This is a genomic window from Chryseobacterium takakiae (genome assembly GCF_900129385.1).
Taxonomy (GTDB): Bacteria; Bacteroidota; Bacteroidia; order Flavobacteriales; family Weeksellaceae; genus Chryseobacterium; species Chryseobacterium takakiae.
Genome location: NZ_FQVO01000016.1, coordinates 12,508 through 38,737 on the forward strand (window position 1 = coordinate 12,508; position 26,230 = coordinate 38,737).

Sequence of the window (26,230 nt, forward strand, 5' to 3'; positions counted from 1 at the left end):
ATTATTTTTTAGATACAAGAAAGACCTGATAGCCTGCTTTGAGTGCAACCTTTGGCGTTCTTACTTTCTTAGCGAAATAGCCTGAGATACCCTGTACCACGCCACGGCTTAAATCAGCCGCTACCTGCTGTCCGGCATTCTGCGTGAGCATTACGCTTGTTCCCCCTGTCTGGCTCATATTGCCTGCCATTTCGGTAAGGGCGTTCATTTCCGGCGAATAAGGCACGTACAAACCTTGCTGTCCGTCCAAATCGTAAATGGTTATATCTACCGGGATGATGTTGCCCTCCAGTTCTACGGAGGTAACTTTTAATTGCAGCCTGCCATTCTGAAATTTGGCATTAGCCGTTACAATTGTTCCTTTTGGAATGGTACGTTGCGGGGTTTTGGCAGGCTCTAACAGGCGTAAACGCACACCCGTTTCGCCAACTACCGTTTGGGCTTCGTGTACACAGGCTTTGATACTGTTTTTAGGCTGTACCACCTCTTCAGTAGAACCTGCGGTATAGAACCCCCTGTTTTTTGTTTGGCTCCAATCGGCTGCAAAGGCACTGTCCGACGGTTCACGGTACAAGGCTGATACAATGTTCTTTCTTGTTGGTGTGAACGATACAAATTGCTCTTTTTGGTTAGCACCCGCAGCAGCAGGAGTTGCACCGATGGCAGGAGCAGCGTTTCCGGTATTGGCATTTTGGGGAAGATACTTTGCTGCCATTTCATAGGATTTCTCCATTAATTTGAGTTGGTCGTCAACGGTGGCCACAGGTGGCACATCTTTTTCCGACAACTTTGCTTTCAGTTCGTCCACTTGCTTACGGAGTTCCATTGTTTCAGCATTGTCATTATTATAAAATGAACCCAGTGTGCTTTGTGCATTACGGTAGCTGTTCAATGCAGAATTTCCGTTTCGTCCCGAATTTCTGCCACCACCGCCAAAGCCGTTGCTTTCTTCATCTTCTTCAGGTAAGTTTTCTTCATTGTCAGCAGATGCACTGTCTTCAGTATTCCAATAATCAGAAAGCGTGGTTAGCGCATTCCGCTTTTCCTGCTCTTTGCGTTCGAGCATTTCCTGCTCATACGCCTTGCTTTTATCATCGGGCATCCCTGCTCCGGTAGCCTGCGGTACAGCATCGTTCAACCCGATATTTTCAACCGCTTTTTTATCTTTCGACGGTTTAAATATGAGGTACATACAGCCGAGAAATACCACGCCCATCAAAAGGAATATGATTGGCTTTTTGAGCTTATCCTTATTGCTCTTTTTATTATCCGGCAGATTTGATGCTCCGTTTTGGTCTTCTCCCTCAACGAGAAAGCTGACCCTTTTTTCATTTTCTTTCATAAATCTGATTTTTTAAAATTGTTGATACACTATCCTGCAACCTTGCAGGGTTTTTACTTTTAAGGACAGGGTTTTCGATATGCTCTATGACCATACCGTTACCGGACTTTGAGGTATCGTACATCACTTTGCCAATGACCGCTACGGTAAGCAGCAGATAACCCACAAAGAAGTACAGCGTATATTGGTGCTGTTTGCGCAAGGGCAACGCCCGCCAACGTTCGTCCAGCTTGTCAAAGTATCTGTCCATATTTGCTCTTAATTTTTTCATAGCCTTACTATTTCTGTGTTACAGCTTGAAACGCTTAGGACTTTTACCCGCCTGTTGCTTCGGCGCATCGTTAACCAGTGCGACCGCTTCCGTTAATTTGGGTGCGGACATTACGGACAGGTTTGCCAGTTCCGATTTTTTGAGTAATTGCCCAAAGCCGTCATTCTTCGCTACCTCCATACGGCTCAATGAGAATTTGCCATTCAGGTACTTTACCCACATACTGCATTCTACACGGGGCTTGTCATCACCAGACCATTGCAGGTAGCCTGTCAGCAGTAAGTCCTGCTTAGGCAAAGTATCTGCCCCTTTTTGGCAGCTTTCGAGGTATTCGCTGATACTGTCTTTCAGCTTTCCGGCATACGAACCCTGCGTATGGAAATACCCATTATATCCTTTATCGGTAAGGATTTTTGCGAACGTGCTTAAATCTGATAATGCTTCCATAAGATTGTTTTTTTAGCGTTCGATAACCTCTATATCCTTATTTTCCACGACTGCAAATTTTTCAATATTGAAGCCCTGCGGATTGTTGTCGGAACGAACGGAGTTGACGAGATAGCAGGAAGTAATCAAGTTGCGCCTGGTTACGTTGCTTGACCGGATAATGAACTGTTTGGCATAGGTACGCACTGCATACGGGTAGTTGTCGAAGTTGCACACGACACTATCCACCTCTATGCGTTGCTGTACGTTCCCCGAAATGATACGGCTGTAATAGCCCTTTTCCGACAAGTCTTTGTAGTAATCAAAAGCACTTTTATCGGCAAGGTTGAACGCACGTTTCATATTGCTTTCAATAGCGTTCTTGTCGGGTGCAAGCGTAAAGAACAGTTCGTGAAATCTCCTGACGTGTTCCCTTGCTTCAACCGGGCGGTTGATGCTCGCATCCTGCGACAAGGCAAGCATCAGGGATTTGCCGTTATCCAGTACATAGATTTTTTGGCGTTGTTCTTCTGCAAAGCGGTAGGAACGCCATACGGCGTAACCTACCACGCTAATGCAGAGAACCGCAAACACAATGGCATATAATCTTATCTGCCTAAAGCTGTTTTCGATATTTCTTAGCGTTTTAAATTCCATTTTTTAGAATGATTAATGATTATTTATTCATCAGTTTACCGCCGATGTTTCCAACTGTTGAGCCTGCGCCTGCTCCGGCGATGTTTCCGGCTTTCATTGCTGTGGAGTTTACATTGCGGGTAAAGTTTCCTGCGCCTCCGGCTTGGATTACCCAACCTGTTACTGTCGGGATAGTGAAGTACCCGATGATGCCGATAATCATAAAAATGATGTACACGGTATTGCTCGTATCAGGTATATAGGTGGGGTCGGCAAGCATTGCTATATCCCGTTCTAAAATGAGGGATTGTATTCTTGCCAACATTGAGCTGAACAAATCCGAAACGGGAAGCCACAGGTAAACGCTGACGTACCTCGTGAGCCATTGCGTGAGCGTAGACTGAAATCCGTCCCATACGGAAATAGCAAAGGCTATTGGTCCGAGTATGGAGAGGACTATCAGGAAAAACGTTCGTATGGTATCAATGACCAAAGCCGCCGCCTGAAAGAGTATTTCCAATAGATTGCGAAACCAATCCTTTATGGCTTTCTCTATCTTGTAGGCTTGCCTGTCCATATACATACCCGCCATTGTACCAATGTCGGAGGGCGACCATCCCAGTTCGTCCAGTTTTTTGTCAAACTCTTCGTCTGATACCATATAGGCGGTTTCGGGGTTCCTTACCATTGCCTCGTATTCCAACTGGTCTTTCTGCTGTTGCAGCTTGTTCAGGTCAAGCACCTGGTCTTCGAGTATTTGGTGGGTTCCTACTACCACCGGGCTTAATACCGCATTGATGGTTCCCAAAACAATGGTCGGAAAGAACATAATGCAAAGCCCTAAAGCGAACGGGCGCAGTAAAGGGAACATATCAATAGGTTCGGCACGGCTTAAAGCCTGCCAAACCTTTAATGCCACATAGAACAATGCTCCCAATCCCGCCAAACCCTTAGCTACTGCCGCCATATCGCCTGCAAGCGGCATCATATCATCATAAAGCGACCGCAGGAGTTCGTGAAGATTATCCCATTCCATAGTTTACCAGTATTTTTGGTTAGCAGTTCCGTAGAGTTCAAGCACTCTTTGGGCATCGTTTTTCTTTTTCGCTCTTAGGTAGCTTACAGAAATGTTCTTATTGGTATAGTAGCGTACAAGGCTGTGGTAATCCTTAACTTCTTTGTACACACGGTCGATAATATCCATACGCTCTTTGTCATTCAGCGAAAGGTCTGTGGCGGTTATAATCTGCTTCAATTCTTTCAGCAGTTCGGTACTTTCATTGAGCAGTGCCGAATAACCGTTACCGATAGCGACCAATTCCTGTGGGGTAAAATTTGGGTCGTTCATCATCTTACCAAAATTCTGCACGTACATTTCGGACACATCGCCTACCAACAATACAGTTTGTTGCACCTTACGGGCATCTTTCACAAGGTTGTTGATAGCCTTCAGCTTGTCATAATATTCCTTGCCCTGGTCGTACACTTTCTTCACTTCGTTGAAGTTCTTTATCACATTGCTCACGGTCGAAGAAGTCTGTATGATTTCGTTCGCAGAGTTGATAATCCCTGAAGCCAAATTTGCGGGGTCGGTTACTACCCACTGGGCTTTTGCTGACGGTGCTACGGCGAGCATCAGTGCCGTACACACCAGATACAATACTTTTTTCATTGTTCTGAATTTTAAAATGTTAATGACTATTGATTTGCTTTGTCCCGCCTTTGCATTGCGATATGTTTAATGGCGAGTTCTACATTACCGTCCAATTCGGAAGCAAGCTGCATTACTTCCATTTTTTCGGTTTCTTCGGTCGTGTAAGCGAGGTATTCCTCCAAACTAACTTCGGTGGCATAGACTGCCGAGTGCGTACCACCTAAGCCAATCCAAACCTCTTTGTAAAGTCGGCTCGCATCGTTGTTCATATTGATGGAAAGTACCTGCCCTTTCTCTTTGTCCGTAAGTCCGAGCATCGCCTGTATGTCATCAAACTTGTTCATATACTTGCGTTGGTCAAGCAGGATTTTACAGTCGGAGTTATTGATGATACTTTCTTTCACAATGGGCGACTGGATGATGTCGTCAACCTCTTGTGTTACTACAATCGCTTCCCCGAAGAATTTGCGGACGGTCTTAAACAAATACTTGATGTATTCCGCCATTCCCTCTTTCGCTATCGCTTTCCAAGCCTCTTCAATCAGGATGAGCTTACGAATACCTTTCAGTCGGCGCATCTTATTGATGAACACCTCCATAATGATAATCGTGACTATGGGAAAGAGGATTTTGTGGTCTTTAATCGCATCAATCTCAAACACGATAAAGCGTTTGGATAAGAGGTCTAACTGCTTGTTGGAGTTCAGCAGGTAATCGTATTCCCCGCCTTTGTAATAGGGTTCGAGTACGTTCAGGAAGTTGGCAATATCAAAGTCCTTTTCCCTGACCTGCTTTTCTTCCAGTACCTTGCGGTAGTCGCCTTTTACATACTCATAGAAACCGTTGAATGACGGGTAAACATCTTCCGTTTTGATACGCTCGATATAACCGCTTACTGCATTGGAAAGGGCAACTTCTTCCGAACGGGTTGGCGGCTCATCATCACGTTTCCATAAAGTCAGTATCAAAGTCTTGATACTTTCCCTTTTCTCAATGTCTAACACGCCATCATCGGTATAGAAAGGGTTAAAGGCAATCGGGTTATCTTCGGTATAAGTGAAGTAAACACCGTCTTCGCCTTTGGTCTTTCCTTTGATGAGTTCGCATATGCCCTGATAAGAGTTACCCGTATCTACCAACAGTACGTGTGCGCCCTGTTCGTAATACTGCCGTACCATATGGTTAGTGAAGAATGATTTACCACTGCCGGAGGGACCAAGTATGAACTTGTTCCGGTTCGTGATGATACCACGCTTCATAGGCAGGTCGGAAATATCCAAATGGATAGGTTTTCCTGTAAGCCTGTCAGCCATCTTGATACCGAACGGCGAGGGCGAATTGTGGTAGTTGGTTTCTTCCGTAAAGAAGCACAATGCAGGCTCAATGAACGTGTAAAAACTTTCTTCGCTCGGAAAGTCGCCTGCATTGCCCGGCATTCCTGCCCAGTACAAGGTAGCCACATCCGTAGTGTTATGCCGGGGTTTACACTCCATCAGTGCCAATGCACTACCGCAATCGTTCTTTAGCTGTTTCAGTTCCGCAGGGTCTTCCGACCACGCCATAATGTTGAAGTGCGCACGGATGGAGGACAGCCCGAAGCTGTGGGCTTCGTTCAGGTACTTTTCTATCCACTCTTTGTTGATTTGATTGGCACGGCTGTACCTTGCCAGTGAGTGCATATTCCGTGCGGACTTCTCGAACTTTTGAAGGTTGTCTTCGCTGTTATCCAAAAAAATGTACTGGTTGTAGATGTGGTTGCAGCTTAACAGCAAACCCACAGGTGCAGCGAATGACAGGCGACAGTCGCTACGGTCGGTTGATAGCTTTTCAAAACGGGTATCTGCTGATACTGTTCCGGGCAGGTCGTCCGTATCGGAAAGCGTGTGCAGGCTTAACCTTTTGTTGCCGATGCGTACCTCTTCGTTTCCGAGTGCGATGTCCTGCATTGGTGTTGCGGCTCCCTTCGATAACGTGAGGTACTGTTCCAGTAATCCCTGTGTATTGTCCGTTCCGATAATGTCCTCTTCGGTCAAACGTCGCAGGCTTACAAAACCGCTATCGTTTACGATACGTTCAAACTGGGCGACCGCCTCCATAAAGCGGTGTATCGTTTCCTTGTTCCTGATTTCCTTTGGTATCAGCGTACCTTTGCAAAGCGAACTGAAGTTGCTTTGCATCCGTATTCTTTCCTTAGTGGTCTTCGTAAGGAACAGGTAGCAATAATGGTTCAGGAACGGTCGCTCGTTGAAATGGCGTTGATAAGACTTTGATAAAAAGCTCTGGTCTTCCTTTGCCAAATCGGGCGCATAGCTTTCCTTGATGTACCAATCCTGTTTGTGAATGACCGTAAAATCAGGCAGGGTTTTAATCGCTTTGTGCCAGGCGGAATGTATGGCTTCGTATTCCGCAGAAGCGACTGTGAACAGTTCCGGCAAACGCACTTCAAAGCAAGCGGTAATGTCCGCATCTTTGGATAAGATGCAGTTGTTCTCTACTGCCAGCAACGGAAATTTGTTTTCCAGTGTGGTGGTCTTTGCTACATTTCTCATACGGCATTCTGTTTAGGTGTGAATTTTAAATAGCGGTGTACAGGCTTGCGGCAGATGATGTAGCGGGGATGCCTTTTATTGCCTGCAATTTTCATCAGCCCGTGTTCGCCGTACTTCCTGTTCAGCGAAAAGGTCTGCCATACGATGAGCGAAGCACCGCCTGCTCCGAGGAACAGGCAGATGTAAGAGTTTACGCCTGCCATATACAGTATCATCACGAGGATAAGCGTACCGAGCAGCCCGCCTGCGAAAATGAACAGGTATTGTGCTTTCAGCCCTTTAAATTCCACCGTCCTGCCGATGCCTTTGTTGATATTGTAATTCATAAGGCAAAGGATTAAAGGAAGAATGAACGCAGGATAGTAGCGGCAACAATCAGGAAGATACACGCACCGAACCACGAAGCTGCGGTCTTACTCGTGTCGGGGTCGCCGGAACTGAATTTGTTGTACACCTTAACGCCCCCGATTAACCCGACGACTGCACCGATGGCGTAGATTAACTGCGTTGCGGGGTCGAAATAACTTGTTACCATTTGGGTAGCCTCGTTGATACCTGCCGAGCCGTTTCCCTGTGCGAACGCACCAATTCCTGACAGCATTGCCACGGCTGCCAGTAAAACTTTTTTTCTCTGTTTTTCCATAATTGAAACACATTAATTTGTTACTGTTTATCCCGCACTTTGCGAGCTTTCGGGACAAATGTCTTATGGAAAAAGAGGCGTTACCGTAAAGTGGCAGTCAAAGGAAGTGTTTGGCTGTGAGTGGCTGTTAAAGCAAAAGGGCATCAGTTAACTGATGCCCTTTCAAATATTACTTATTAATTTCAGAAAACAATCACATTATGAGTTGTTACTAATTTTTAGGTCATTTAGCATTTCTTTAGGATATCCAAATAGCTGCATAATTATCTTTTGAGATGTATTCCTAATTACAGGTATTACATTTCCTAAAAAGCTAAGTCCTAATGCTCCAAAAATTGTAAATGCATAATTATACTTATCTATAAATTTTATAGACTCTGGACTATAATTTGGAAGTTTAAGAATTGCATAAACCAACAGTCCAAATAGCATTGCCTGAACTATCCAAGATATATACTTAATTCGATTAATAAAATTTGCATTAAATTTCTTTAAGAGATCAACCTCTTTTTTGTCAGGAACGTCTTTCAGTAAGAATATCGTATCGTAAGCTTTAAGTGAACATAGGATTTGAAAGTCACTTCTGTTCTCAAATAATTTTACATTTCCGGTAATTCTTGTGTATGTGAAACCTACAAAATCATTAGTCATTAAAGACTGACCATTTATGCTTATAAACATAAAAACTATTTCCGGTAGATTACTTGTACTATAATAATTTTCATTTAATATATTTTCAAATGTTATTGTTATAGAGTTTCTGTTCCTGATAGAAACAATATCTTTTATCCAAGTTTTATCTAAATTAAATTTTACTATACCTGATATTAAGGAAAAGATTAAGAAATCATCATTAACAAATGGTGCTGGAGAACCTTTGCTCGGCTTACTCTTATTTTTTTTATTATAGTAACTTTCAAAATTCAGTTTATTGTTTGATAAAATAGCATCTATTAAACCATAAAAGATTTCTTCGCTTTCATTGGAGTTTTGACCTGAAGCAGTAATGTAAACTTTTCCAGATAAGAAATCATTGAAAGCTGAAAGCTTGGCATTCTCACTCACTCTTGCCAAATAACCTATTCTTTCTTCTAAAGGAACCATTTCTTTCTTTTTAGACCATAGTTTAAGTTATCAGCATCCCAATTTGGAATATTTCTCATTTTCCCCAAAAGCTTTGAAATGAGATTAGAGTATTTCATTGTCGCAGGCTCTTCGCCAGGTAAAAAACTCCTCCAGGACAAGTACGTGAATGAAAAAATCTGTTGGGTAATATATCCTAAATCATAGAACAGCAAATCATTTAAATCACTACTATTATAATTTCCTTGTGGCGTTCTGATATTTATTAGGACTGGCTTACTTATACCTTGTTTGGCTGTTTTCAATTCATTTGCCCCAAACATTTGCACGATACAAGTTTTCTCGTCAAGAACAACGTTACTCCCTCTATTTGGTATATATTGTCCTTTTATCACATTACTACCGTATTTAGATATTCCAGATTGGCTTATATCAAACAGCATTGTTGGATGAACAGTACTTATCGTAACGAACGCAAACTTAATCTTGTATTGGGTAATATCACGAACCAACTGACTAATAACATCAAATTCAGTGTTTTTGATGGGCTTGAAGATATGAAAAATTAGCCTAACCGTATCTCCATCAGACCATCCTTGTTCGGTGGAAAGTCTTATAATTGATTGCTTTAAACTTTTTAATAACTCTTCAAAATAGCCCTCAAATGGAACGTCTTTAACTTTATCTCCAAGTAGATATTGACCATCACTTGACATAAATGTTGTGATACCCACAACTCGGTTCTGTTCAGCACCGGCATATTGATTTTTTCTCAACCAACTATGACCAATACCAATAATTATTTCTTTATCAACGGAGCGTTGAGAAGGAAGAACCCACGGAGTTCCCCCAAGTTTAGCGTAAATCTGAAGAGCAACCGAATTAAGAATATATTCGTTATGATTACCTATTATCTCAGATGTAACAAACTGTACAGGAATTTCTAATGATAAAAGCTTAGCTTTAATTCGGTAATAAGGGTTTGCTAAATCTGCTTGACGTTTAAAGCTTGCAGGGATTTCTATAATTGCCAAATGCGGTTTGTTTTCATCATAACCACTGATAACATTTAGATATTCATCAATGCTATAAGCCTGTATTTCCCTTATATTAAGTATCACATCCTGCAAATCGTATTTTTTCTGAAGTCCTTTTTGAAAATATCGAGATTGAGGTATCCCATCTTTCAAATTCGAGAGAAACTTTGTGAAATTGCCCCTATTATTTCTATTACAAATACAAAGCACGTTAGGACTTTTAATGTCAAAAATTGAACTATCATATGGTCCATAATTTGACAAGCCTAAGTCTGGATTAGAACTATTTGTTTTAGTTGCTGCGGGGTCAAAAATAAAAGTGGGAGTTTTTAGCTCAATACTATTTGATACCGATAACGGTTGGCTGTTAACTGTAAAACAAAAGCCATCTTTATTGTGAAATAAAATGGGGGCTGCATTTTCGCAAAATAAATGGTTTGATATTTTTAAAATTTCATCGTACAACGCTTTTGTATTGTAAATATCGGAACGTTTACTCTCAATAAGGTTCATTATTTCATCACTTTTCTGTTGTGAAATAGCAAATGATAAATAGTTACCTATATTATATTTGGATTTCTTGATGAATAATTGGTTGAGAGGGTATTCCTTAATTCCTTCGTTAGTCTCAATTCTCGCCTTATCATCAACTATTTCAGCAATTACTCCTAATAGTTCTTCATTAGGTGCGAGAACTTCTGTTAAACCTGGAAGTATCTCCGCATACAGAACATCAACACCTATTAAGTTATAGCCTTCTGAATGCAGTTCTAAACAAGATTTGTTAAATACCCAATTACGTTTTATATTGATAAGAAAACCAAATTGTTTAATTCCATTTATCTCAGTTAGACGTAATTGAACCTCAATCAGTTTTTTATATGCGATACGCTTCCTAAGATTTTCCGGTAGTGCATTGTAAATAATATCATCTTTAGCTTGTGCAGAAAAAAAACGGAATGGATAAAAATCCACCGGAATATAGTTCGGAAATCTTTCTTTGAATGTCCTGAAAAAAAGATGTTTAATCAACGAAGCGGTAACCTGACTATCATCAAATATTCTCTTAGGTATAATTTCTCCTGTCAGGATTGTATCTTCTCCTTCTTTGTTTGATATATAGATATAGTCACCATTCCTAAAAAAAGAATGAGTTGCATTATATAATGCCCTTAGCTCTTTAAGCCGTTCTTCTGAATAAGGTTCTGTCTTAATCTGGTATTCTTCAAACTCAAACTTAATTGGAAAGTAGTTTAGTTGCATATCATTACTTCTTTTGTATTCGTTTTTCTGACTTTTTAAGTGCCTTGTATGCCAACGGTTCTTCTTCCAAAATTTCCACAATCTTGTCCGAAAGCCAAATAACTAAAAGTTCATCCACCTCTACATCTAAGACTTCTGCTAATTTGGCAACTTGCTCTCGGTTAGCTTTTCTTTCACCTCTTTCAATTTTACTAATAAGAGCCGTGTCTATTTCTAAAATAGCAGCAACTTGTCTTAGCAGCAGCCCTTTCTTTTCTCTTAGTTTCCTAACTATTATTCCGAAGTTTTGGAGTTCCATTTCAATGACTTGTCACTTTATGTCAAATTTAATGAAATTTTATTAACTTTTTGGTTAGTAAAGATTATAGAAAATAAAAAGGACAAAAGGATAATAAATATTTCCTTTTGTCCTTATAAAGCATCTACTATACGACGTTTAAGAAAAGAGTAGATATTTCACACAAACTCCCCAATGTCAAAATCATCCAAATCACTTTTCCGCAAGGTGGAAGAACCGTCATCGCTTTCAGATGAAAGTTTGCTATCCAAAAGCTCGGCAATTTTTCGGGAAGCACCCTCAATGGAATTTTCCAGTAAGCTGAATAATTCGGTTCCCTGTAATTTCTGAACTATGGCTACCGCTGTTTCCTTTTGAGCCTGTTCCAAATTCTCTTTTTGGAGCAACGCCCCTACGGAGCTTAGTTCGTCGTAGGTAACCCCTTGGGCAAAACCGTTATCGCCACCGGATATTCCGTACCTGTTCCATTCTTCTTCCTCTTCCTCCAAATCAGGCATATTGCTGAAAACTTCGTCCAGTTCTTCCTGCGGAATTTGAATGCTGACGTTTTCGTTTTCGTCGTATTCAATGTCTAAATTATCAGGGTTTATCTCCGGTTCCGTTATTTGGCTTTCATTGGCAGTGTTTGGCAGGGAATGGCTTTTTACTGGCTTGGGCTGCCCCATAATATCGGGCAGGTTCGGGTTAACTTTTTCCTGCGTGGGCTTCTGCTCCGACCTTTTATGAATGAAAATCTTATCCTGCAAAAGCAGGACAATGACGACGAGCAGGCAAATCACAATTACTATTTCCATAATCAGATGCTTTAAAAAATGGGTTTAAACTTTTCGTTGAAATCATCGGTAATGGCTTTTTCAAACAGTTCAAAATGATGTTCCAGTATGTTGTCAAGATAGGCATACAGGGGTATGGCATCTTTACCAATGACCTGTACAATACGGGATAGCCGTTCGTGGTATTCCTGCCGGATATAAATACTTTTATCGCCCCGCTTCGTCATCGAGTGGGTTTTCAAAAAATGTTCGCCGTAGCTTCCGTCAAGATTTTTCTTTGTGCGGTTCCTTTCCCGCTGTGCAGGCTTGCTTTGTGGTAATTCTTCCTGCTGCACCTCGTCTTTTGCCGCTTCCTTTACCTGCTCTTCAGCAGGTTCGGGCGGTAGCTGTAAGCCGTCCTTTTTAACGCCGTCCACCATCAGGTTCATCATCATTTCCTCGTTAATGTCCGGCGTGACTTTTCTTTTATTATCTTTTTCCATAGCACTACGATTGAATGATGTTTAAAAATTCGCTGATGAACAGGTCTAACTGGCAGGCTTTCATCAAACGCTCATCGGGTGGCATTATCGTAGAACGGAAAACTGTTTTGCTGTCCACTTCACTTTCCTTGCGAAAACGGGTGCTGTTCTTGATTTGGCTTTGCATCAGGCTTAACCCCAGTTGCCCGATAAGCTGATTATACACGTCATATAAGGGCGTGCTTTCCCTGCCGTCCACCTGGTTCCAAAACAGGTTAATGCTTTGTATGGAAGTTTCGCCTTTTTTCATAATTACATCCTGTAAAAGCTGTGTGAAGATGAGCGTACTTTCCATTACCACACGGTCTGCCGTGATAGGCGTAAAGATGTGGTGCATACCTGCCAATGCTTTCAGAATTCCGGGCGTGTTCACGGTTCCGGGCAGGTCGAAGAACAGCACATCAAGCGGAACAGGGGAAGTGTTTACAAATTCGTGCGCCGCATCGAGTACGCTATCCGCTTTGTGCTGCATAATGGGATAGGCTTTTTTATTGATGGTGGTAAACTGCTTATATGCCAGTTTTTTCAACGCCTCATTTTCCATTACCATTGCCAAATCACGGGTTTTCATTTTCATCAGGCTGTGCTGCGGAAAATCCGCATCAAAAACGGCTACGTTGTAGCCCAACCGATAGTGCATCGTACTGGCGACAAGCGTGGTAAATGTGCTTTTGCCAACACCGCCTTTTTGAGAAGAAAAAGCGACAAACAGAGGTTTCTTTCTTGTGTCCATATTTTTAAAATTTAAAGTTTACATCTTACTGTTTTCAGTCTTGCAGGCTTTCAGCCGTGCAGTCCTGATTTCGTGCTGTCTTTCTTGCAGGATAGCTATCAGGCTTGCCTGCGGGAATTGCTGATTGCCTGCTTTCCTGCTGTACAGCAGCAATGCTTTCATTCAGGCATCCTATCAGGCGTGATTGCGTTCTTGCATTCGTTCCGTCCGTCATTCTATCCATCACGCAGGCTTGATTGTCTGATAGCAGGCTGTCACGCTTTCCGTCATTCCTGCGCTCTTGGTTTCTTGCATTCCTGCAATCTTGCAGGCAGGATAACCTGCCATCTTGAATGTATGCCGTCTGCTCGTCCTGAAGCACGGGCTGCCTGCCTGCCTGTCAACATTCAGGGGCAAAGAACTCATCAAATTCAATCGGTTGTATAGCGGTGGCAGTGTTTGGCGTTCAGAGGCAGCATTTGGCACTGTGTCACAGTGCAACGCTATCGTAAACAGGGCTTTACTTTGTATTGTGATTTTTATTAACGGATTTATGCAAAAGTCTTTTGACATATCAGGGGGTAACGGGAACGGCAACGAGCCGTTTTTCCCTGTTACATTCAATCCGTCCCGCAGGGCGGATTTTTGTGTTCACCGGAACACGGCAAGTTGTGTTTTGAGCATCTCGGAATGATTTCCGATGCTCAAAACAACTTGCCCTTTGCAGGGGGCAGAAAACACCTTCCGAAGTCAGGGTTTTGTATGGATTTTAAAATGGATTAGTGATGAACGATAACAACAAAAAGCAATTGAAAAAGACAGGACGCCGCCCCAAAGAAGACCCGGCGACCATTCGCTATACGATTTCCTTTAACGAGCAGGAACACGCCCGTTTTCTTGCCCTTTTTGATAAATCAGGTATGCAGGTAAAAGCGCACTTTATAACGTCCTGCATCTTTGACAAGACCATAAAGACCATTCAGATTGACAAGGGAACGGTTGATTTTTATATGCGGCTGACCTCTTTTCACAGCCAGTTCCGTTCCATAGGTGTGAACTATAACCAAATTGTAAAGCTGCTGTACAAGAATTTTTCCGAGAAAAAAGCCGCAGCGTTCCTGTATAAACTGGAAAAACAGACGGCTGAAATGGCAATGCTGTGTCAAAAAATCATTCAGATTACCGAAAAATTTGAGGAAGAATACCTAAAAAAATAATATAGAAGTGATAGCAAAAATTGGAAGAAGTGCAAATTTATACGGGGCATTGGCATACAATCAGCTTAAAGTAGAGAATGAAAACGGGCAGATTTTGTTTGCCAATAAGATGATTGAAACCGCAAGCGGTCATTATTCCGTGGCACAATTAGCCCAGTCTTTAGCGCCTTACCTGATAGCCAACCGCAATACCGAGAAACATACGTTGCATATTTCACTCAATCCTGACCCGAACGACAAGGTAAGCGATGACAAATTTAGGGAAATGGCAGAACAATATATGCGTGAAATGGGTTACGGCGAACAGCCTTTTGTGGTGTTCAAACACACGGATATAGACCGTAGCCATATACACATTGTATCGGTTTGCGTGGACGAGCAGGGCAAAAAGATTTCGGATAAATTCGAGAAAATGCGGTCTATGAATGTATGCCGTGAACTGGAAAGACAACACGGATTGATACCCGCAACAGACAAGGAGCGCAACCAAACTGATAAGGTTTTCCGTCCGGTAGATTATTGGGCAGGCGATGTTAAGAGCCAAATCGCTTCGGTCGTTCGCCATCTGCCGAATTATTACCAGTACCAAACTTTGGGCGAATACAATGCCCTGCTTTCCCTGTTCAATATTACCGCCGAGAAAATCGAGGGCGAATTGCAGGGAAAGATGAAGCAGGGCTTACTATATATTCCGCTAAATGAAAAAGGCGAAAGAGCCGGGCATCCGTTCAAGGCTTCGCTGTTCGGAAAGAGCGCAGGGCTTCCGGCTTTGGAATTGCATTTTGCGAAATGCAAAACGGCTTTGAAAGACAGCCCGACCAAACAGACCCTAAAATCTGCCGTTACCATTGCCCTGAAAACCACGAGTGATGAACAGGCATTTAAAAAGCAGTTAGTGGAACAGGGTATTAACGTTGTGGTGCGCCGGAACGATACAGGGCGTATTTATGGTATCTCATTTATTGACCACAATTCCAAAGCAGTTTGGAACGGTTCACGTTTAGCAACGGAACTTTCTGCCAATACCTTTAATGATTATTGGAACAATAACATCAAACCGGATATTAAGGAACCTGCCGTTTTACAACCTAAACTATCCACATCAAATGATGCGGATCTTCCTGCGGAAGAACCACACCATTTGTTCGACTTCTTAACTACGGACAAACGCGAAGACGGTTTGATTGAAGCACTGGGCGGCTTATTGCCTGAAGTCCAGGGCGACGATTACGAAGAACAGGACTTTGCCAATAAGATGAAGAAGAAGCGCAAACGCCAAAGAGGTCAGAAGTAATATTTAGCCAAACACTGCCACAGAACGCCGCTGGCTGCCAAATTCTTATCGCCACTGCATAGAGCCTTTAAATTCACGCCCGAACATTAAAACTTAAAATAATGCAGGGAGAAGACGATTTAAGAGGGCTTGCCAAGATAATGGCTTTTATGCGGGCAGTCAGTATTCTTTTGGTGCTGATGCACCTTTATTGGTTCTGCTACGGTTTCTTTTTAGAACGTGGTTGGACGTTGGAAGTAATCAACAAGATATTAGGCAATTTCGACCGGACGGCGGGCTTGTTTTCACATACCCTTTATACCAAAGCATTTGCTTTGGTCTTACTGGCTTTAAGCTGTTTAGGAACAAAGGGCGTAAAAAATGAGAAGATAACCTGGTCTAAAATTTACGTGGCTTTGGGCGTGGGTTTTGTGCTGTTCTTTCTGAACACTCCATTGCTAAAGCTATCTCCGGCAACAGGCACATTCCTGTATATGCTTACTATCTCATTAGGTTATATCGCCTTGCTGATGGCAGGTGTATGGATGAGCCGTTTGCTCCGTACTAACCTGATGGATGATGTTTTCAATAACGAGAACGAGAGCTTTCAGCAGGAAACCAAACTGATGGAAAATGAGTATTCCGTCAATCTGCCCACCAAATTTTACTACAAAGGCAAATGGAACAACGGTTGGATAAACATTGTCAATCCTTTCAGGGCATCAATCGTGTTGGGTACTCCGGGTTCCGGTAAATCTTATGCCATCGTAAATAACTACATCAAGCAGCAGATAGAGAAAGGCTTTAGTATGTACATCTACGATTTCAAGTTTGACGACCTTTCCACCATTGCCTACAATCATTTACTGAAGCACAGGGATAAGTACAAAGTTCAGCCTAAATTTTACGTGATAAATTTCGACGACCCACGCAAGAGCCACCGTTGCAATCCACTCAATCCTGACTTTATGACGGACATTTCAGATGCTTACGAAGCAGCTTATACCATAATGCTAAACCTCAACAGGTCGTGGATACAGAAGCAAGGGGATTTTTTCGTGGAAAGCCCAATTATTCTTTTGGCTGCCATTATTTGGTATCTGAAAATCTATGAGGATGGCAAGTATTGTACGTTCCCTCACGCTATTGAATTGCTGAATAAAAAGTATTCAGACGTGTTCACAATTTTAACCTCATATCCTGATTTGGAAAACTACCTATCACCTTTTATGGATGCGTGGCAAGGTGGCGCACAAGACCAGTTACAAGGTCAGATAGCATCAGCAAAAATTCCATTGTCAAGAATGATTAGCCCGCAACTATACTGGGTAATGACAGGCGATGATTTTACGCTTGACATCAATAATCCGAAAGAGCCGAAAATTTTGTGCGTGGGTAATAATCCCGACCGTCAAAATATTTATTCCGCAGCTTTGGGTTTATACAATTCGAGGATTGTAAAACTGATTAATAAAAAAGGACAATTAAAGAGTTCCGTTATCATAGATGAGTTGCCCACAATTTATTTCAGGGGACTGGATAACCTCATTGCAACGGCGAGAAGTAACAAGGTAGCGGTATGTTTGGGCTTTCAGGATTTCTCGCAATTAACGAGGGATTACGGCGACAAAGAAAGCAAGGTAATACAGAACACCGTCGGTAATATATTCAGTGGTCAGGTGGTTGGAGAAACGGCAAAAAGTCTTTCGGAACGCTTCGGAAAAGTATTGCAGAAACGCCAGAGTATGACCATTAACCGCAACGATAAATCAACCTCTATCTCCACACAGTTAGACAGCCTTATTCCTGCATCAAAAATTTCAACGCTTACACAGGGTATGTTTGTCGGTTCTGTATCGGATAACTTCGATGAACGCATTGAGCAAAAAATATTTCACGCCGAAATTGTGGTGGATAATGAAAAGGTAGCTGCCGAAACCAAAGCCTATCAGCAAATACCGCAAATCCTTTCTTTTGTAAATGAGCAGGGCGAGGATAAAATGAAGCAGGAAATCGAAAGCAATTACAAACAGATAAAATCAGACATCCTTAATATTGTTGTAAGTGAAATGGAGCGCATCAAAAATGACCCGAACTTACAGCATTTGATACAGCAAGCGTAATTTGTTTCAATTTTTTATTGCATAATTGGAGTTGTCTTTAATTTTTATTTTAGCAATTGCTTAAATAATGAAATTTACTATATTTGCACTATGGATAATACTTCGTGCATAAGACAAAAGGCAGACATTAAACAAATTAATCGCTGTAAAGAACGAGTTTTAGAACTACACGGCTCGTTTGACTGTTTGTCTAACGGACTTGAATTGGCAGGAAACAATGTAAGGTTGAAAATTCTGTTTCTTTTTTATGAAGAAAAACGACTTTGTGTTTGTGATTTAAGCGATATTCTTGGTATGACAATTTCAGCAATTTCTCAGCATTTGCGAAAACTCAAAGACCGAAAGCTTATTGAAACCGAAAGAGAGGCACAAACCATTTTTTATTCATTGACCAAAGAGTATGAAAAAATGCTGAAACCATTTTTTAAAATACTTGATGATAACAAAATTTTAGAAACAATGTGAAAACGGACAACAAACTAATCGGGACTGGACTTTTGACAGCAATTGCAGCTTCATTGTGTTGCATTACACCTGTGTTGGCTCTAATAGCAGGAACAAGCGGACTTGCTTCAACTTTTTCTTGGCTCGAACCTTTCCGACCATATTTTATCGGTTTAACAATTTTAGTGCTTGGTTTTGCTTGGTATCAAAAGTTGAAACCACAAAAGAAAATTGACTGCAACTGTGAAATAACTGAAAAAACAAATTTTATGAAAACGAAATCATTTTTAGGGATTTTTACCGCTATGGCGGCTTTACTTTTATCATTTCCGCTTTATGCTCAAATCTTTTTTCCAAAGACCGAAAGTAAAACAATTATTACACAAACTTCCAAAATTCAGAAAGTTGAGTTTACAATTAAAGGAATGACTTGTTCAGGTTGTGAACATCACATTAAAACAGAAGTTAGCAAACTAAATGGAATTGTGGAAATTGTGGTTTCTTATGAGAAAGGTAATGCTATTGTCAAGTTTGATAGTAAACAAACAAGTATCACAGAAATAGAAAAAGGTATCAATTCGACAGGATACAAATCACTAAAAAGTAAAATTATATCATAATGGAAATTAAATTACAATCAGTATTAACTTGCCCAAACTGTGGATACAAAAAAGAGGAAACAATGCCAACAGATGCTTGTCAATATTTCTATGAATGTGAAAACTGTAAGACACGCTTAAAACCATTAAAAGGCGATTGTTGTGTGTATTGTAGTTATGGAAGTATTCCCTGTCCACCAATACAACAGGATAAAAAATGTTGCTATTAGAAACCAATTAAGAGAAAAAAATGTTCAGTTTTTTCAAAAAATATTTTCAAAAATTTAAGAAGAATACTTATGCTATCAACAGAAAAAACATTATCAGAGGTAATTGAAATATTAAGACTAAGAGGTTATACCGAAGATTTTAACCTATTGGAAGAAAATATCTCATACAAAATAGGAGGCGAAAAGGTCAATTTAAGTGACATAGTTATTGATAAAATTTATCGTTTTACAGGACTGAATGACTTGGAAGATGAAGCTATCTTGTATGCGATGAGAAACCAAAAAGACGGAGCAAAAGGGATTTTCGTAAATGGCTATGGCACGTACTCCGACAGTGTATCGAACAGCATCATAGAGCAAATAGCAGTTAACGAAGATGACAAGGATGATTGGACAATAGAAATTTGAATTAGAATGACTGAATTAGAAAATGTTTTACAACAAAGAAATATAAAACCTACCGCAATGCGCTTGTTGGTGGCAGAAAAATTGATGCAGCAACAATACGCCATCAGTCATAAAGAATTGGCAGAACAGTTCGAAAATGCAGATAATGTCACTTTGTTTAGAACTTTAAAAACATTTTTAGAGCACAAACTTATCCATACAATCGATGATGGAACGGGTGTTGTAAAATATGTACTTTGCCAATCCGGCTGCAGTTGTAATCCTTCGGAGCAGCACACGCATTTCCATTGCTCACAATGCAAACGAACTTTTTGCCTTACAGATGCAGAAATTCCCAACATCAATATTCCTCTAAACTTCAAATTAGAAGGTATCAATTTGGTGCTTAAAGGAAGGTGTGACAGATGCAATTAAAATAATCTGAAACTTTGCAATCCGATTGCACAAATTATTTTTCTATATTTGTACCCTAATGAAATGGTTTCTCACAATATGGACTTTTTACCTGATGGTACTCGCAGCGTTGCCTTGCAGCGATGCAAGCAATCAGTGTGAAGATACCGTTCCTAAATTTGAAACCGCCCAATCTCACGACCATAACCAGGATAGCGACGACAATTGTAGTCCTTTTTGCTATTGCAGTTGTTGCAGTGTAAGCATCGGGTCTTTTAATTTCAAGCCTTTTGAAATCAAGCAACCTAAACTTGCTTTCGTTACTAAAAAAATCACAATCCGTGATTACATCTTAATTTCCCGCTACCAAGGAAATATCTGGAACCCACCCAAGTTTAATGTTTAATTTTTACAGATTTTCCAAATGCTGTTGATGGCTGATGTTTAGCCTTAACTGATGATGCTCCTGTCATTCATTTTATAATGATATGTGCAATCCATTTAAGTTTTCCTGTTTGTTTCAGATAAATCCATAAAGCTTTTGCTTTTGTGATAATAGGCAAATAGTACGTTTTCCATTCCATAGACATTCATAAATCTGTTGGCTGCTTACCACAAGTGGCAAGTATATTTTTTGTAAAATATTAAACAGAAATACGTGTTAGATAACATTATAAAATTCAGTATCAAGAACAAGCTTGTCGTTGGTATAATGACCTTGTTGCTCATTATTTGGGGAGTGTGGAGCGCCACAAAATTACCCATTGATGCCGTACCCGATATTACTAATAATCAGGTACAAATAATTACGGTTTGTCCCACATTGGCGGGGCAAGAAGTAGAACAATTAGTAACTTTTCCTATTGAACAAAGTATTGCCAATATTCCAGATTTAGAAGAAACACGGAGCATTTCGAGGTTTGGTTTGTCGGTAATTACGGTTGTATTTAAAGACAATGTAGATATTTATTTTGCCCGGCAATTAATCAATGAAAAATTAAAAGAAGCCGAAGAGAAAATCCCGAAAGGAATTGGTACGCCGGAACTGGCTCCCGTAAGTACAGGTTTGGGCGAAGTGTATCAATACATCATCCATCCCAAAAAAGGAAGCGAGAAAAAATACGATGCCAAAGAATTGCGCACAATGCAGGATTGGATTGTAGCCCGACAATTGTACGGAACACCAGGAATTGCCGAAGTCAATAGCTTCGGTGGCAAGCTGAAACAATATGAAGTAGCCGTGAACCCGAACCGCCTTAGAGCAATGGGTGTAAGTGTTACTGATATTTTTACGGCATTAGAAAAAAACAATCAAAATACAGGCGGTGCCTACATTGATAAAAAACCAAATGCTTATTTCATTCGTGGAATTGGCTTGGTTACTTCTTTAGATGATGTAAAAAATATCAGTGTAAAAAATGACGGTGGCAGTATTCCTATTTTTATTAAAGATGTAGCCGATGTAAGATTTGGAAGTGCGGTAAGATATGGCGCAATGACTTATAACGGCGAAGTAGATGCAGTGGGCGGTGTGGTAATGATGCTGAAAGGCGAAAACAGTAACGAGGTTGTCAATCGTATCAAAGAAAAACTACCCGTTATTCAAAAATCTTTACCCGATGATATTATCATTGAACCTTATTTAGACCGCACCGATTTAGTAGGCAGAGCAATGAGTACCGTAGAAAAAAACCTGATAGAGGGTGCATTGATTGTCATCTTTGTATTGGTTATTTTCTTGGGAAATTTCAGAGCGGGATTGATTGTCGCTTCCGCTATTCCTTTAGCGATGCTATTTGCTTTAGCCTTGATGAATGTCTTTGGCGTGAGTGCCAATTTAATGAGTTTGGGTGCGATAGATTTTGGTTTAATTGTAGATGGTGCGGTAATTATTGTAGAAGCCACTTTGCATCATTTGGGTTTAAGAAAATCTAAGCAAAAACTTACACAATTGGAAATGGATAACGAAGTTTTTACATCCGCTTCTAAAATCCGTAGCAGTGCAGCTTTTGGCGAAATCATTATCTTAATCGTTTACATTCCTATCTTGACGTTGGTAGGTGTTGAAGGAAAAATGTTCCGTCCTATGGCGCAAACAGTAGGTTTTGCAATATTTGGCGCATTGATTTTATCCCTTACTTATATTCCGATGATGTGTGCTTTGTTTTTATCTAAAAAGCCGATGCACAAAGAAACCATTTCAGATAAAATGATGAATTGGTTGCAAAAAATGTATCAGCCTTTATTAGAAAAAGCCATCAAAATAAAATATTGGTTAGTGGGCATAACCGTTGCTGTATTTGCTTTTACACTATTTCTATTTGGCAGAATGGGTGGCGAATTTATACCACAATTGCAGGAAGGCGATTTTGCCTTTCACTGCATTTTACCACAAGGAAGTTCATTAAGCCAAAGTATCGAAACATCAATGCAAGCTTCAAGAATTATTAAAGAATTTGATGAAGTAAAAATGGTGGTCGGTAAAACAGGAGCAGCAGAAGTACCCACCGACCCAATGCCACCCGAGGCAACCGATATGATGATTTTGCTGAAACCTCAAAGCGAATGGAAAAGTGGCAGAACTTACGATGAATTAGCAGATGCCATTAATGAAAAATTAGAAGCAATACCTGGAGTATTTTTTGAAAAAAACCAACCGATACAAATGCGTTTCAATGAATTGATGACAGGCATTCGACAAGATGTGGCAGTAAAAATATTCGGAGAAAATTTAGATACATTGGCGTTGAATGCCGATAAAGTAAGCAAAGTTATTCAAACCGTAGAAGGTGCTACAGCTCCACAAGTAGAACGTGTAAGCGGATTACCACAAATTAATGTAGAATATGACCGTACTCGTTTAGCCAATTACGGCATTAATGTAGAAGACGTAAACAACGTTGTAAGTACCGCCTTTGCAGGGAAAAGTGCAGGTGTGGTTTTCGAAAATGAAAGAAGATTTGATTTGGTGGTTCGGTTAGATAGTATTCACAGAAGCAGTATTGAAGATGTAAATAATTTAATGATACCAACTTCCACAGGCAATCAAATTCCGTTATCACAAGTTGCTACGATTGATTATAAATTAGGTCCGGCGCAAATAAGTCGTGAAGCAGGAAAAAGAAGAATTGTAATCGGGTTCAACGTTGCAGGCAGAGATGTGCAAAGTGTGGTTGAAGAAATTCAACAAAAATTAAATGCACAGGTAAAATTACCACCAGGTTATTATTTCACTTACGGCGGTCAGTTTGAAAATCTGAAAGAAGCCAGCAATAGATTAATGATAGCCGTTCCTATTTCCTTGTTATTAATTTTTGTGTTGCTCTATTTCACGTTCCGTTCCTTTAAGCAAGCAGGTTTAATATTTACCGCAATTCCGATGAGCGCCATTGGTGGCGTATTGGCTTTAATGCTTCGTGGAATGCCTTTCAGCATCAGTGCAGGAATTGGTTTTATCGCCTTGTTTGGTGTAGCCGTTCTTAACGGAATTGTATTGATAGGCACTTTCAACCAATTGGAAAAAGAAGGAATAAAAGATGTTTTCAAACGAGTAATCGAAGGAACAAAAATAAGACTTCGACCTGTATTGATGACGGCAACCGTTGCGAGCTTAGGATTTTTACCGATGGCACTAAGTAGCAGTGCAGGTGCAGAAGTTCAAAAACCTTTAGCAACCGTAGTAATCGGTGGTTTGGTTACGGCAACTTTCCTTACGCTGTTCGTTCTGCCTTTACTCTACATCATTTTCAATTCAAAAATTAATTTAAAAAGAAAACCCAAAGTGAAACCTATTGCAACTATCATTGTATTGCTTCTGTCATTAACAGGCTTTACAGCAAATGCACAAACACAGCATTTATCAAGTGTTGATGATGCGATAAATATTGCGCTTCAAAATAATCAAGCCATTAAAGCTTCAGATTTAGAAATTGATGCCAGCAAAGCGTTGAAAAAAACAGCCGGAGAATTACCTAAGTTGGATATTAATGCACAGTTGGGACAATACAACAGCACCAAATTCGACCAGTCTTTTCAGGTGTCACAAACCATTCCTTTTCCGTCATTATTCGGAGCAAAAAAGGAGTTGATTAATGCTGAAATTAAAGGTAAAGAATTGCAGAAGAACTTGAGTGTTTTAGAATTAAAAAACCAAGTACGTACTTATTATTATCAAATTTTGTACTTGCAACACAATCAAAAACAACTACAGGAATTAGACAGTTTGTACAACAATTTCATAGGCATTGCAAAGCTTCGTTACAAAACGGGCGATACCAAAAAAGTGGACATCAGTACGGCAGAAGCCAAGAAAGGCGAAATCAATTTGTTATTAAAACAAAATGAAGTTTTCTTAAATAATGCCGTTGCCAATCTGAAAACATTGATGAATACGAAAGAAGATTTTACCATATCAGGAAATGGAAATTTTCAGCCTTTACAAATTTCAAATTTGTTGGATAATGATGCAGTAGCCAATCATCCTGCTATTCAATCTTTGTATGAGGAAGCAGTTATTGCGGAAAAAACCAAAAAAGTAGAACGGGCACAAGGTTTACCCGATTTTACGATTGGGTATGTCAATCAGTCTTTAATTGGTTTTCAAAATGTGAATGGAGCTGAGAAGTTTTTCAATGGCGGAAACCGGTTTAATTCTGTAAACATCGGCATTGCAATTCCCATTACTTACGGTGCTACCAAAGCCAGAATAAAATCTTTGGATTATAGAAAGCAAGCAGCCGAAGCCAATGCACAACAGCAACAGAGAACGTTGGCAACGCAAATGCAAAATGCTTTGTTGCAATACCAGCAGGATATGAAGCAGTTCAATTATTTTCAGCAAGAAGCTTTGCCTAATGCTAAAGAAATTGTTTCAGCAGCACAATTAGGTTACAAAACAGGCGACATCGGTTATGTAGAATATCTTTTTGCCTTGCAAACCGCAACCGATATTCAGTTGAATTACCTCAAAAGTATTCAGCAGGTCAACCAATCTGTAATCAATATTTATTCATTCATCAATCAATAAGTACAAATGAAATTCAATATAAAAAAAATCACGTTGATGACAGCCATAGCTGTTTTACTATTTGCTTTTTCTGCCTGTAAAAATGATAAGAAAGCAGAAGATAAATCTGCCGAAACCAAAACTGCAGGAAAAGAAGAAGCACCACACGAGGAAGAAACGCCAACCATTGCCACACTTACCGAAGAACAAATAAAAACGGTAGGCATACAATTAGGCACCATTGAACACAAGGAATTAACAGCAACCATCAAAGCAAACGGAAATCTGAAAGTTCCCAATAACAATAAAGCCAACGCCACTTCTTTGTATGGCGGTGTGATAAGAACACTGAAAGTTCAAATTGGAGATTATGTAAGAAAAGGTCAGGTTATTGCAACCATTGCCAATCCGCAGTTCATCCAATTGCAGGAAGAATATTTGAGTACAGCAAGCAGAATTACGTTTGCAGAACAGGAATTAGCAAGGCAAAAAGAACTGAATGAAGGCAATGCAGGTGCAAAGAAAAATCTGCAAAGTGCTACTGCCGAATTAAGCAGTTTAAGAACCCGCAGAGCTTCCTTGCAACAGCAGATACAATTAATGGGCATCAATCCAGGTTCGGTATCAAACGGAAATTTAAAATCCGCATTGGTCGTAACCAGTCCGCTGAATGGTACGGTTAGCAACGTTTTTGCCAAAATTGGAAGTTATGTAGATGTTTCTTCGCCGGTTATCGAAATTGTAGATAACAGTTCATTGCATTTAGATTTACAGGTGTTTGAAAAAGATTTACCACAGGTAAAAGTTGGACAAACTATTCATTTTACTTTAACCAATAATCCTACTGCTGAGTATGATGCTACAGTTTTCAGCATTGGTTCATCCTTTGAAAACGAGAGCAAAACCATCGCCGTTCATTGTCGTGTAAATGGTAATAAAAGTGGTTTAATTGATGGAATGAATATCACAGGAATTGTAAGCCTTAATAATGTAACAACGCCTGCTGTACCAACTGATGCGATTGTAAATGCCGATGGCAAATACTACATTTTTGTACAAACCAATAAAGAAGCAGAAGCCCATCACGAAGAAGGCGAAAAAGAAGGCGACCACAAAGAGGGCGAAGAAAAAGACCATAAAGAAGATAAAACTGCTAAGAATTTTGAAAAGGTAGAAGTGCTGAAAGGCGTATCTGATATGGGTTATACACAAATTACTGCATTAAAGGAAATTCCACAGGGTGCAAAAATCGTAACTAAGAATGCTTTTTTCGTTATGGCTAAAATCGTTAATGCAGGAGAAGGAGAACACGGACACTAAAAATTGTATA

General features: G+C 40.3%; 28 protein-coding genes. 11 read left to right on the forward strand and 17 right to left on the reverse strand.

Annotated features, from left to right (window positions below):
• Position 1 precedes the first annotated feature (1 nt).
• The 17 genes from traM to BUA76_RS19115 all read right to left on the reverse strand — a co-directional run bounded on the left by traM (position 2) and on the right by BUA76_RS19115 (position 13,634).
• Positions 2–1,342 (reverse strand): conjugative transposon protein TraM, encoded by a 1,341-nt coding sequence (gene traM / locus BUA76_RS16590; protein ID WP_072885915.1) that lies wholly within the window; start codon positions 1,340–1,342, stop codon positions 2–4.
• Complete coding sequence (locus tag BUA76_RS16595; RefSeq protein WP_024566592.1) at positions 1,329–1,613, reverse strand: hypothetical protein; 285 nt, start codon at positions 1,611–1,613, stop codon at positions 1,329–1,331. The genes traM and BUA76_RS16595 overlap by 14 nt, the downstream gene beginning before the upstream one ends.
• Positions 1,614–1,631: 18 nt before the next feature.
• Positions 1,632–2,060: a hypothetical protein gene (locus tag BUA76_RS16600; protein WP_072885916.1), complete on the reverse strand. Its 429-nt coding sequence runs from the start codon at positions 2,058–2,060 to the stop codon at positions 1,632–1,634.
• A gap of 12 nt (positions 2,061–2,072) precedes the next feature.
• The gene (traK, locus tag BUA76_RS16605) at positions 2,073–2,696 is read right to left on the reverse strand and encodes a conjugative transposon protein TraK (RefSeq protein WP_024566594.1); all 624 of its coding nucleotides are present in this window, start codon (positions 2,694–2,696) and stop codon (positions 2,073–2,075) included.
• A gap of 19 nt (positions 2,697–2,715) precedes the next feature.
• Complete coding sequence (traJ, locus tag BUA76_RS16610) at positions 2,716–3,711, reverse strand: conjugative transposon protein TraJ (protein ID WP_024566595.1); 996 nt, start codon at positions 3,709–3,711, stop codon at positions 2,716–2,718.
• A 3-nt stretch (positions 3,712–3,714) separates the two neighbouring features.
• Positions 3,715–4,347 (reverse strand): DUF4141 domain-containing protein, encoded by a 633-nt coding sequence (locus BUA76_RS16615; protein WP_024566596.1) that lies wholly within the window; start codon positions 4,345–4,347, stop codon positions 3,715–3,717.
• Positions 4,348–4,373: 26 nt separating this feature from the next.
• Positions 4,374–6,878 carry a TraG family conjugative transposon ATPase gene (locus tag BUA76_RS16620; RefSeq protein ID WP_072885917.1) on the reverse strand — a complete coding sequence of 835 codons (2,505 nt, stop codon included), beginning with the start codon at positions 6,876–6,878 and terminating at the stop codon, positions 4,374–4,376.
• A complete protein-coding gene (locus tag BUA76_RS16625) occupies positions 6,875–7,204 on the reverse strand; it encodes a DUF4133 domain-containing protein (RefSeq protein WP_072885918.1) in 330 nt (109 codons plus the stop codon). The genes BUA76_RS16620 and BUA76_RS16625 overlap by 4 nt, the downstream gene beginning before the upstream one ends.
• A gap of 11 nt (positions 7,205–7,215) precedes the next feature.
• Positions 7,216–7,521 (reverse strand): DUF4134 domain-containing protein, encoded by a 306-nt coding sequence (locus tag BUA76_RS16630; RefSeq protein WP_002979435.1) that lies wholly within the window; start codon positions 7,519–7,521, stop codon positions 7,216–7,218.
• A gap of 198 nt (positions 7,522–7,719) precedes the next feature.
• Positions 7,720–8,625, reverse strand: coding sequence for a hypothetical protein (locus BUA76_RS16635; protein WP_072885919.1), 906 nt, complete (start codon positions 8,623–8,625; stop codon positions 7,720–7,722).
• The gene (locus BUA76_RS16640) at positions 8,613–10,904 is read right to left on the reverse strand and encodes a Piwi domain-containing protein (RefSeq protein WP_072885920.1); all 2,292 of its coding nucleotides are present in this window, start codon (positions 10,902–10,904) and stop codon (positions 8,613–8,615) included. The genes BUA76_RS16635 and BUA76_RS16640 overlap by 13 nt, the downstream gene beginning before the upstream one ends.
• A 4-nt stretch (positions 10,905–10,908) precedes the next feature.
• Complete coding sequence (locus BUA76_RS16645; protein WP_072885921.1) at positions 10,909–11,202, reverse strand: helix-turn-helix domain-containing protein; 294 nt, start codon at positions 11,200–11,202, stop codon at positions 10,909–10,911.
• A gap of 158 nt (positions 11,203–11,360) precedes the next feature.
• Complete coding sequence (locus tag BUA76_RS16650) at positions 11,361–11,996, reverse strand: conjugal transfer protein TraD (RefSeq protein WP_072885922.1); 636 nt, start codon at positions 11,994–11,996, stop codon at positions 11,361–11,363.
• A gap of 11 nt (positions 11,997–12,007) precedes the next feature.
• Positions 12,008–12,457, reverse strand: a complete 450-nt coding sequence (locus BUA76_RS16655) for a DUF3408 domain-containing protein (RefSeq protein WP_031504351.1) — start codon at positions 12,455–12,457, stop codon at positions 12,008–12,010.
• A gap of 4 nt (positions 12,458–12,461) precedes the next feature.
• Complete coding sequence (locus tag BUA76_RS16660; RefSeq protein WP_013632629.1) at positions 12,462–13,229, reverse strand: ParA family protein; 768 nt, start codon at positions 13,227–13,229, stop codon at positions 12,462–12,464.
• 34 nt (positions 13,230–13,263) lie between these two features.
• Positions 13,264–13,452 (reverse strand): hypothetical protein, encoded by a 189-nt coding sequence (locus tag BUA76_RS19110; protein ID WP_123842502.1) that lies wholly within the window; start codon positions 13,450–13,452, stop codon positions 13,264–13,266.
• Positions 13,452–13,634 carry a hypothetical protein gene (locus tag BUA76_RS19115; RefSeq protein ID WP_143149936.1) on the reverse strand — a complete coding sequence of 61 codons (183 nt, stop codon included), beginning with the start codon at positions 13,632–13,634 and terminating at the stop codon, positions 13,452–13,454. Before BUA76_RS19115 ends, BUA76_RS19110 begins: the two co-directional genes overlap by 1 nt.
• 359 nt (positions 13,635–13,993) lie before the next feature.
• On the opposite strand from BUA76_RS19115, the gene mobA reads away from it, so the two are divergent.
• The 11 genes from mobA to BUA76_RS16720 all read left to right on the forward strand — a co-directional run bounded on the left by mobA (position 13,994) and on the right by BUA76_RS16720 (position 26,220).
• Positions 13,994–14,425, forward strand: a complete 432-nt coding sequence (gene mobA / locus BUA76_RS16670) for a conjugal transfer protein MobA (RefSeq protein WP_072885924.1) — start codon at positions 13,994–13,996, stop codon at positions 14,423–14,425.
• A gap of 7 nt (positions 14,426–14,432) precedes the next feature.
• A complete protein-coding gene (gene mobB, locus BUA76_RS16675; RefSeq protein WP_072885925.1) occupies positions 14,433–15,719 on the forward strand; it encodes a conjugal transfer protein MobB in 1,287 nt (428 codons plus the stop codon).
• Between the two features lie 101 nt (positions 15,720–15,820).
• Entirely contained in the window at positions 15,821–17,821 is a 2,001-nt protein-coding gene (mobC, locus tag BUA76_RS16680) for a conjugal transfer protein MobC (RefSeq protein ID WP_072885926.1), read from the forward strand.
• A gap of 90 nt (positions 17,822–17,911) precedes the next feature.
• Positions 17,912–18,286, forward strand: coding sequence for an ArsR/SmtB family transcription factor (locus tag BUA76_RS16685; RefSeq protein ID WP_072885927.1), 375 nt, complete (start codon positions 17,912–17,914; stop codon positions 18,284–18,286).
• A complete protein-coding gene (gene merTP, locus BUA76_RS16690; protein WP_072885928.1) occupies positions 18,283–18,885 on the forward strand; it encodes a mercuric transport protein MerTP in 603 nt (200 codons plus the stop codon). Before BUA76_RS16685 ends, merTP begins: the two co-directional genes overlap by 4 nt.
• Positions 18,885–19,094: a GDCCVxC domain-containing (seleno)protein gene (locus tag BUA76_RS19410; RefSeq protein WP_072885929.1), complete on the forward strand. Its 210-nt coding sequence runs from the start codon at positions 18,885–18,887 to the stop codon at positions 19,092–19,094. The genes merTP and BUA76_RS19410 overlap by 1 nt, the downstream gene beginning before the upstream one ends.
• 69 nt (positions 19,095–19,163) lie before the next feature.
• Positions 19,164–19,502, forward strand: a complete 339-nt coding sequence (locus BUA76_RS16700; protein WP_072885930.1) for a hypothetical protein — start codon at positions 19,164–19,166, stop codon at positions 19,500–19,502.
• Between the two features lie 6 nt (positions 19,503–19,508).
• Positions 19,509–19,916 (forward strand): Fur family transcriptional regulator, encoded by a 408-nt coding sequence (locus BUA76_RS16705; RefSeq protein ID WP_072885931.1) that lies wholly within the window; start codon positions 19,509–19,511, stop codon positions 19,914–19,916.
• Between the two features lie 58 nt (positions 19,917–19,974).
• On the forward strand, positions 19,975–20,301 hold the full coding sequence (locus BUA76_RS19120) for a DUF6660 family protein (RefSeq protein ID WP_143149937.1): 327 nt from the start codon (positions 19,975–19,977) through the stop codon (positions 20,299–20,301).
• 252 nt (positions 20,302–20,553) lie between these two features.
• Complete coding sequence (locus BUA76_RS16715) at positions 20,554–24,921, forward strand: CusA/CzcA family heavy metal efflux RND transporter (RefSeq protein ID WP_072885933.1); 4,368 nt, start codon at positions 20,554–20,556, stop codon at positions 24,919–24,921.
• 6 nt (positions 24,922–24,927) lie between these two features.
• The gene (locus BUA76_RS16720) at positions 24,928–26,220 is read left to right on the forward strand and encodes an efflux RND transporter periplasmic adaptor subunit (protein WP_072885934.1); all 1,293 of its coding nucleotides are present in this window, start codon (positions 24,928–24,930) and stop codon (positions 26,218–26,220) included.
• The last annotated feature ends 10 nt before the right edge of the window (positions 26,221–26,230 follow it).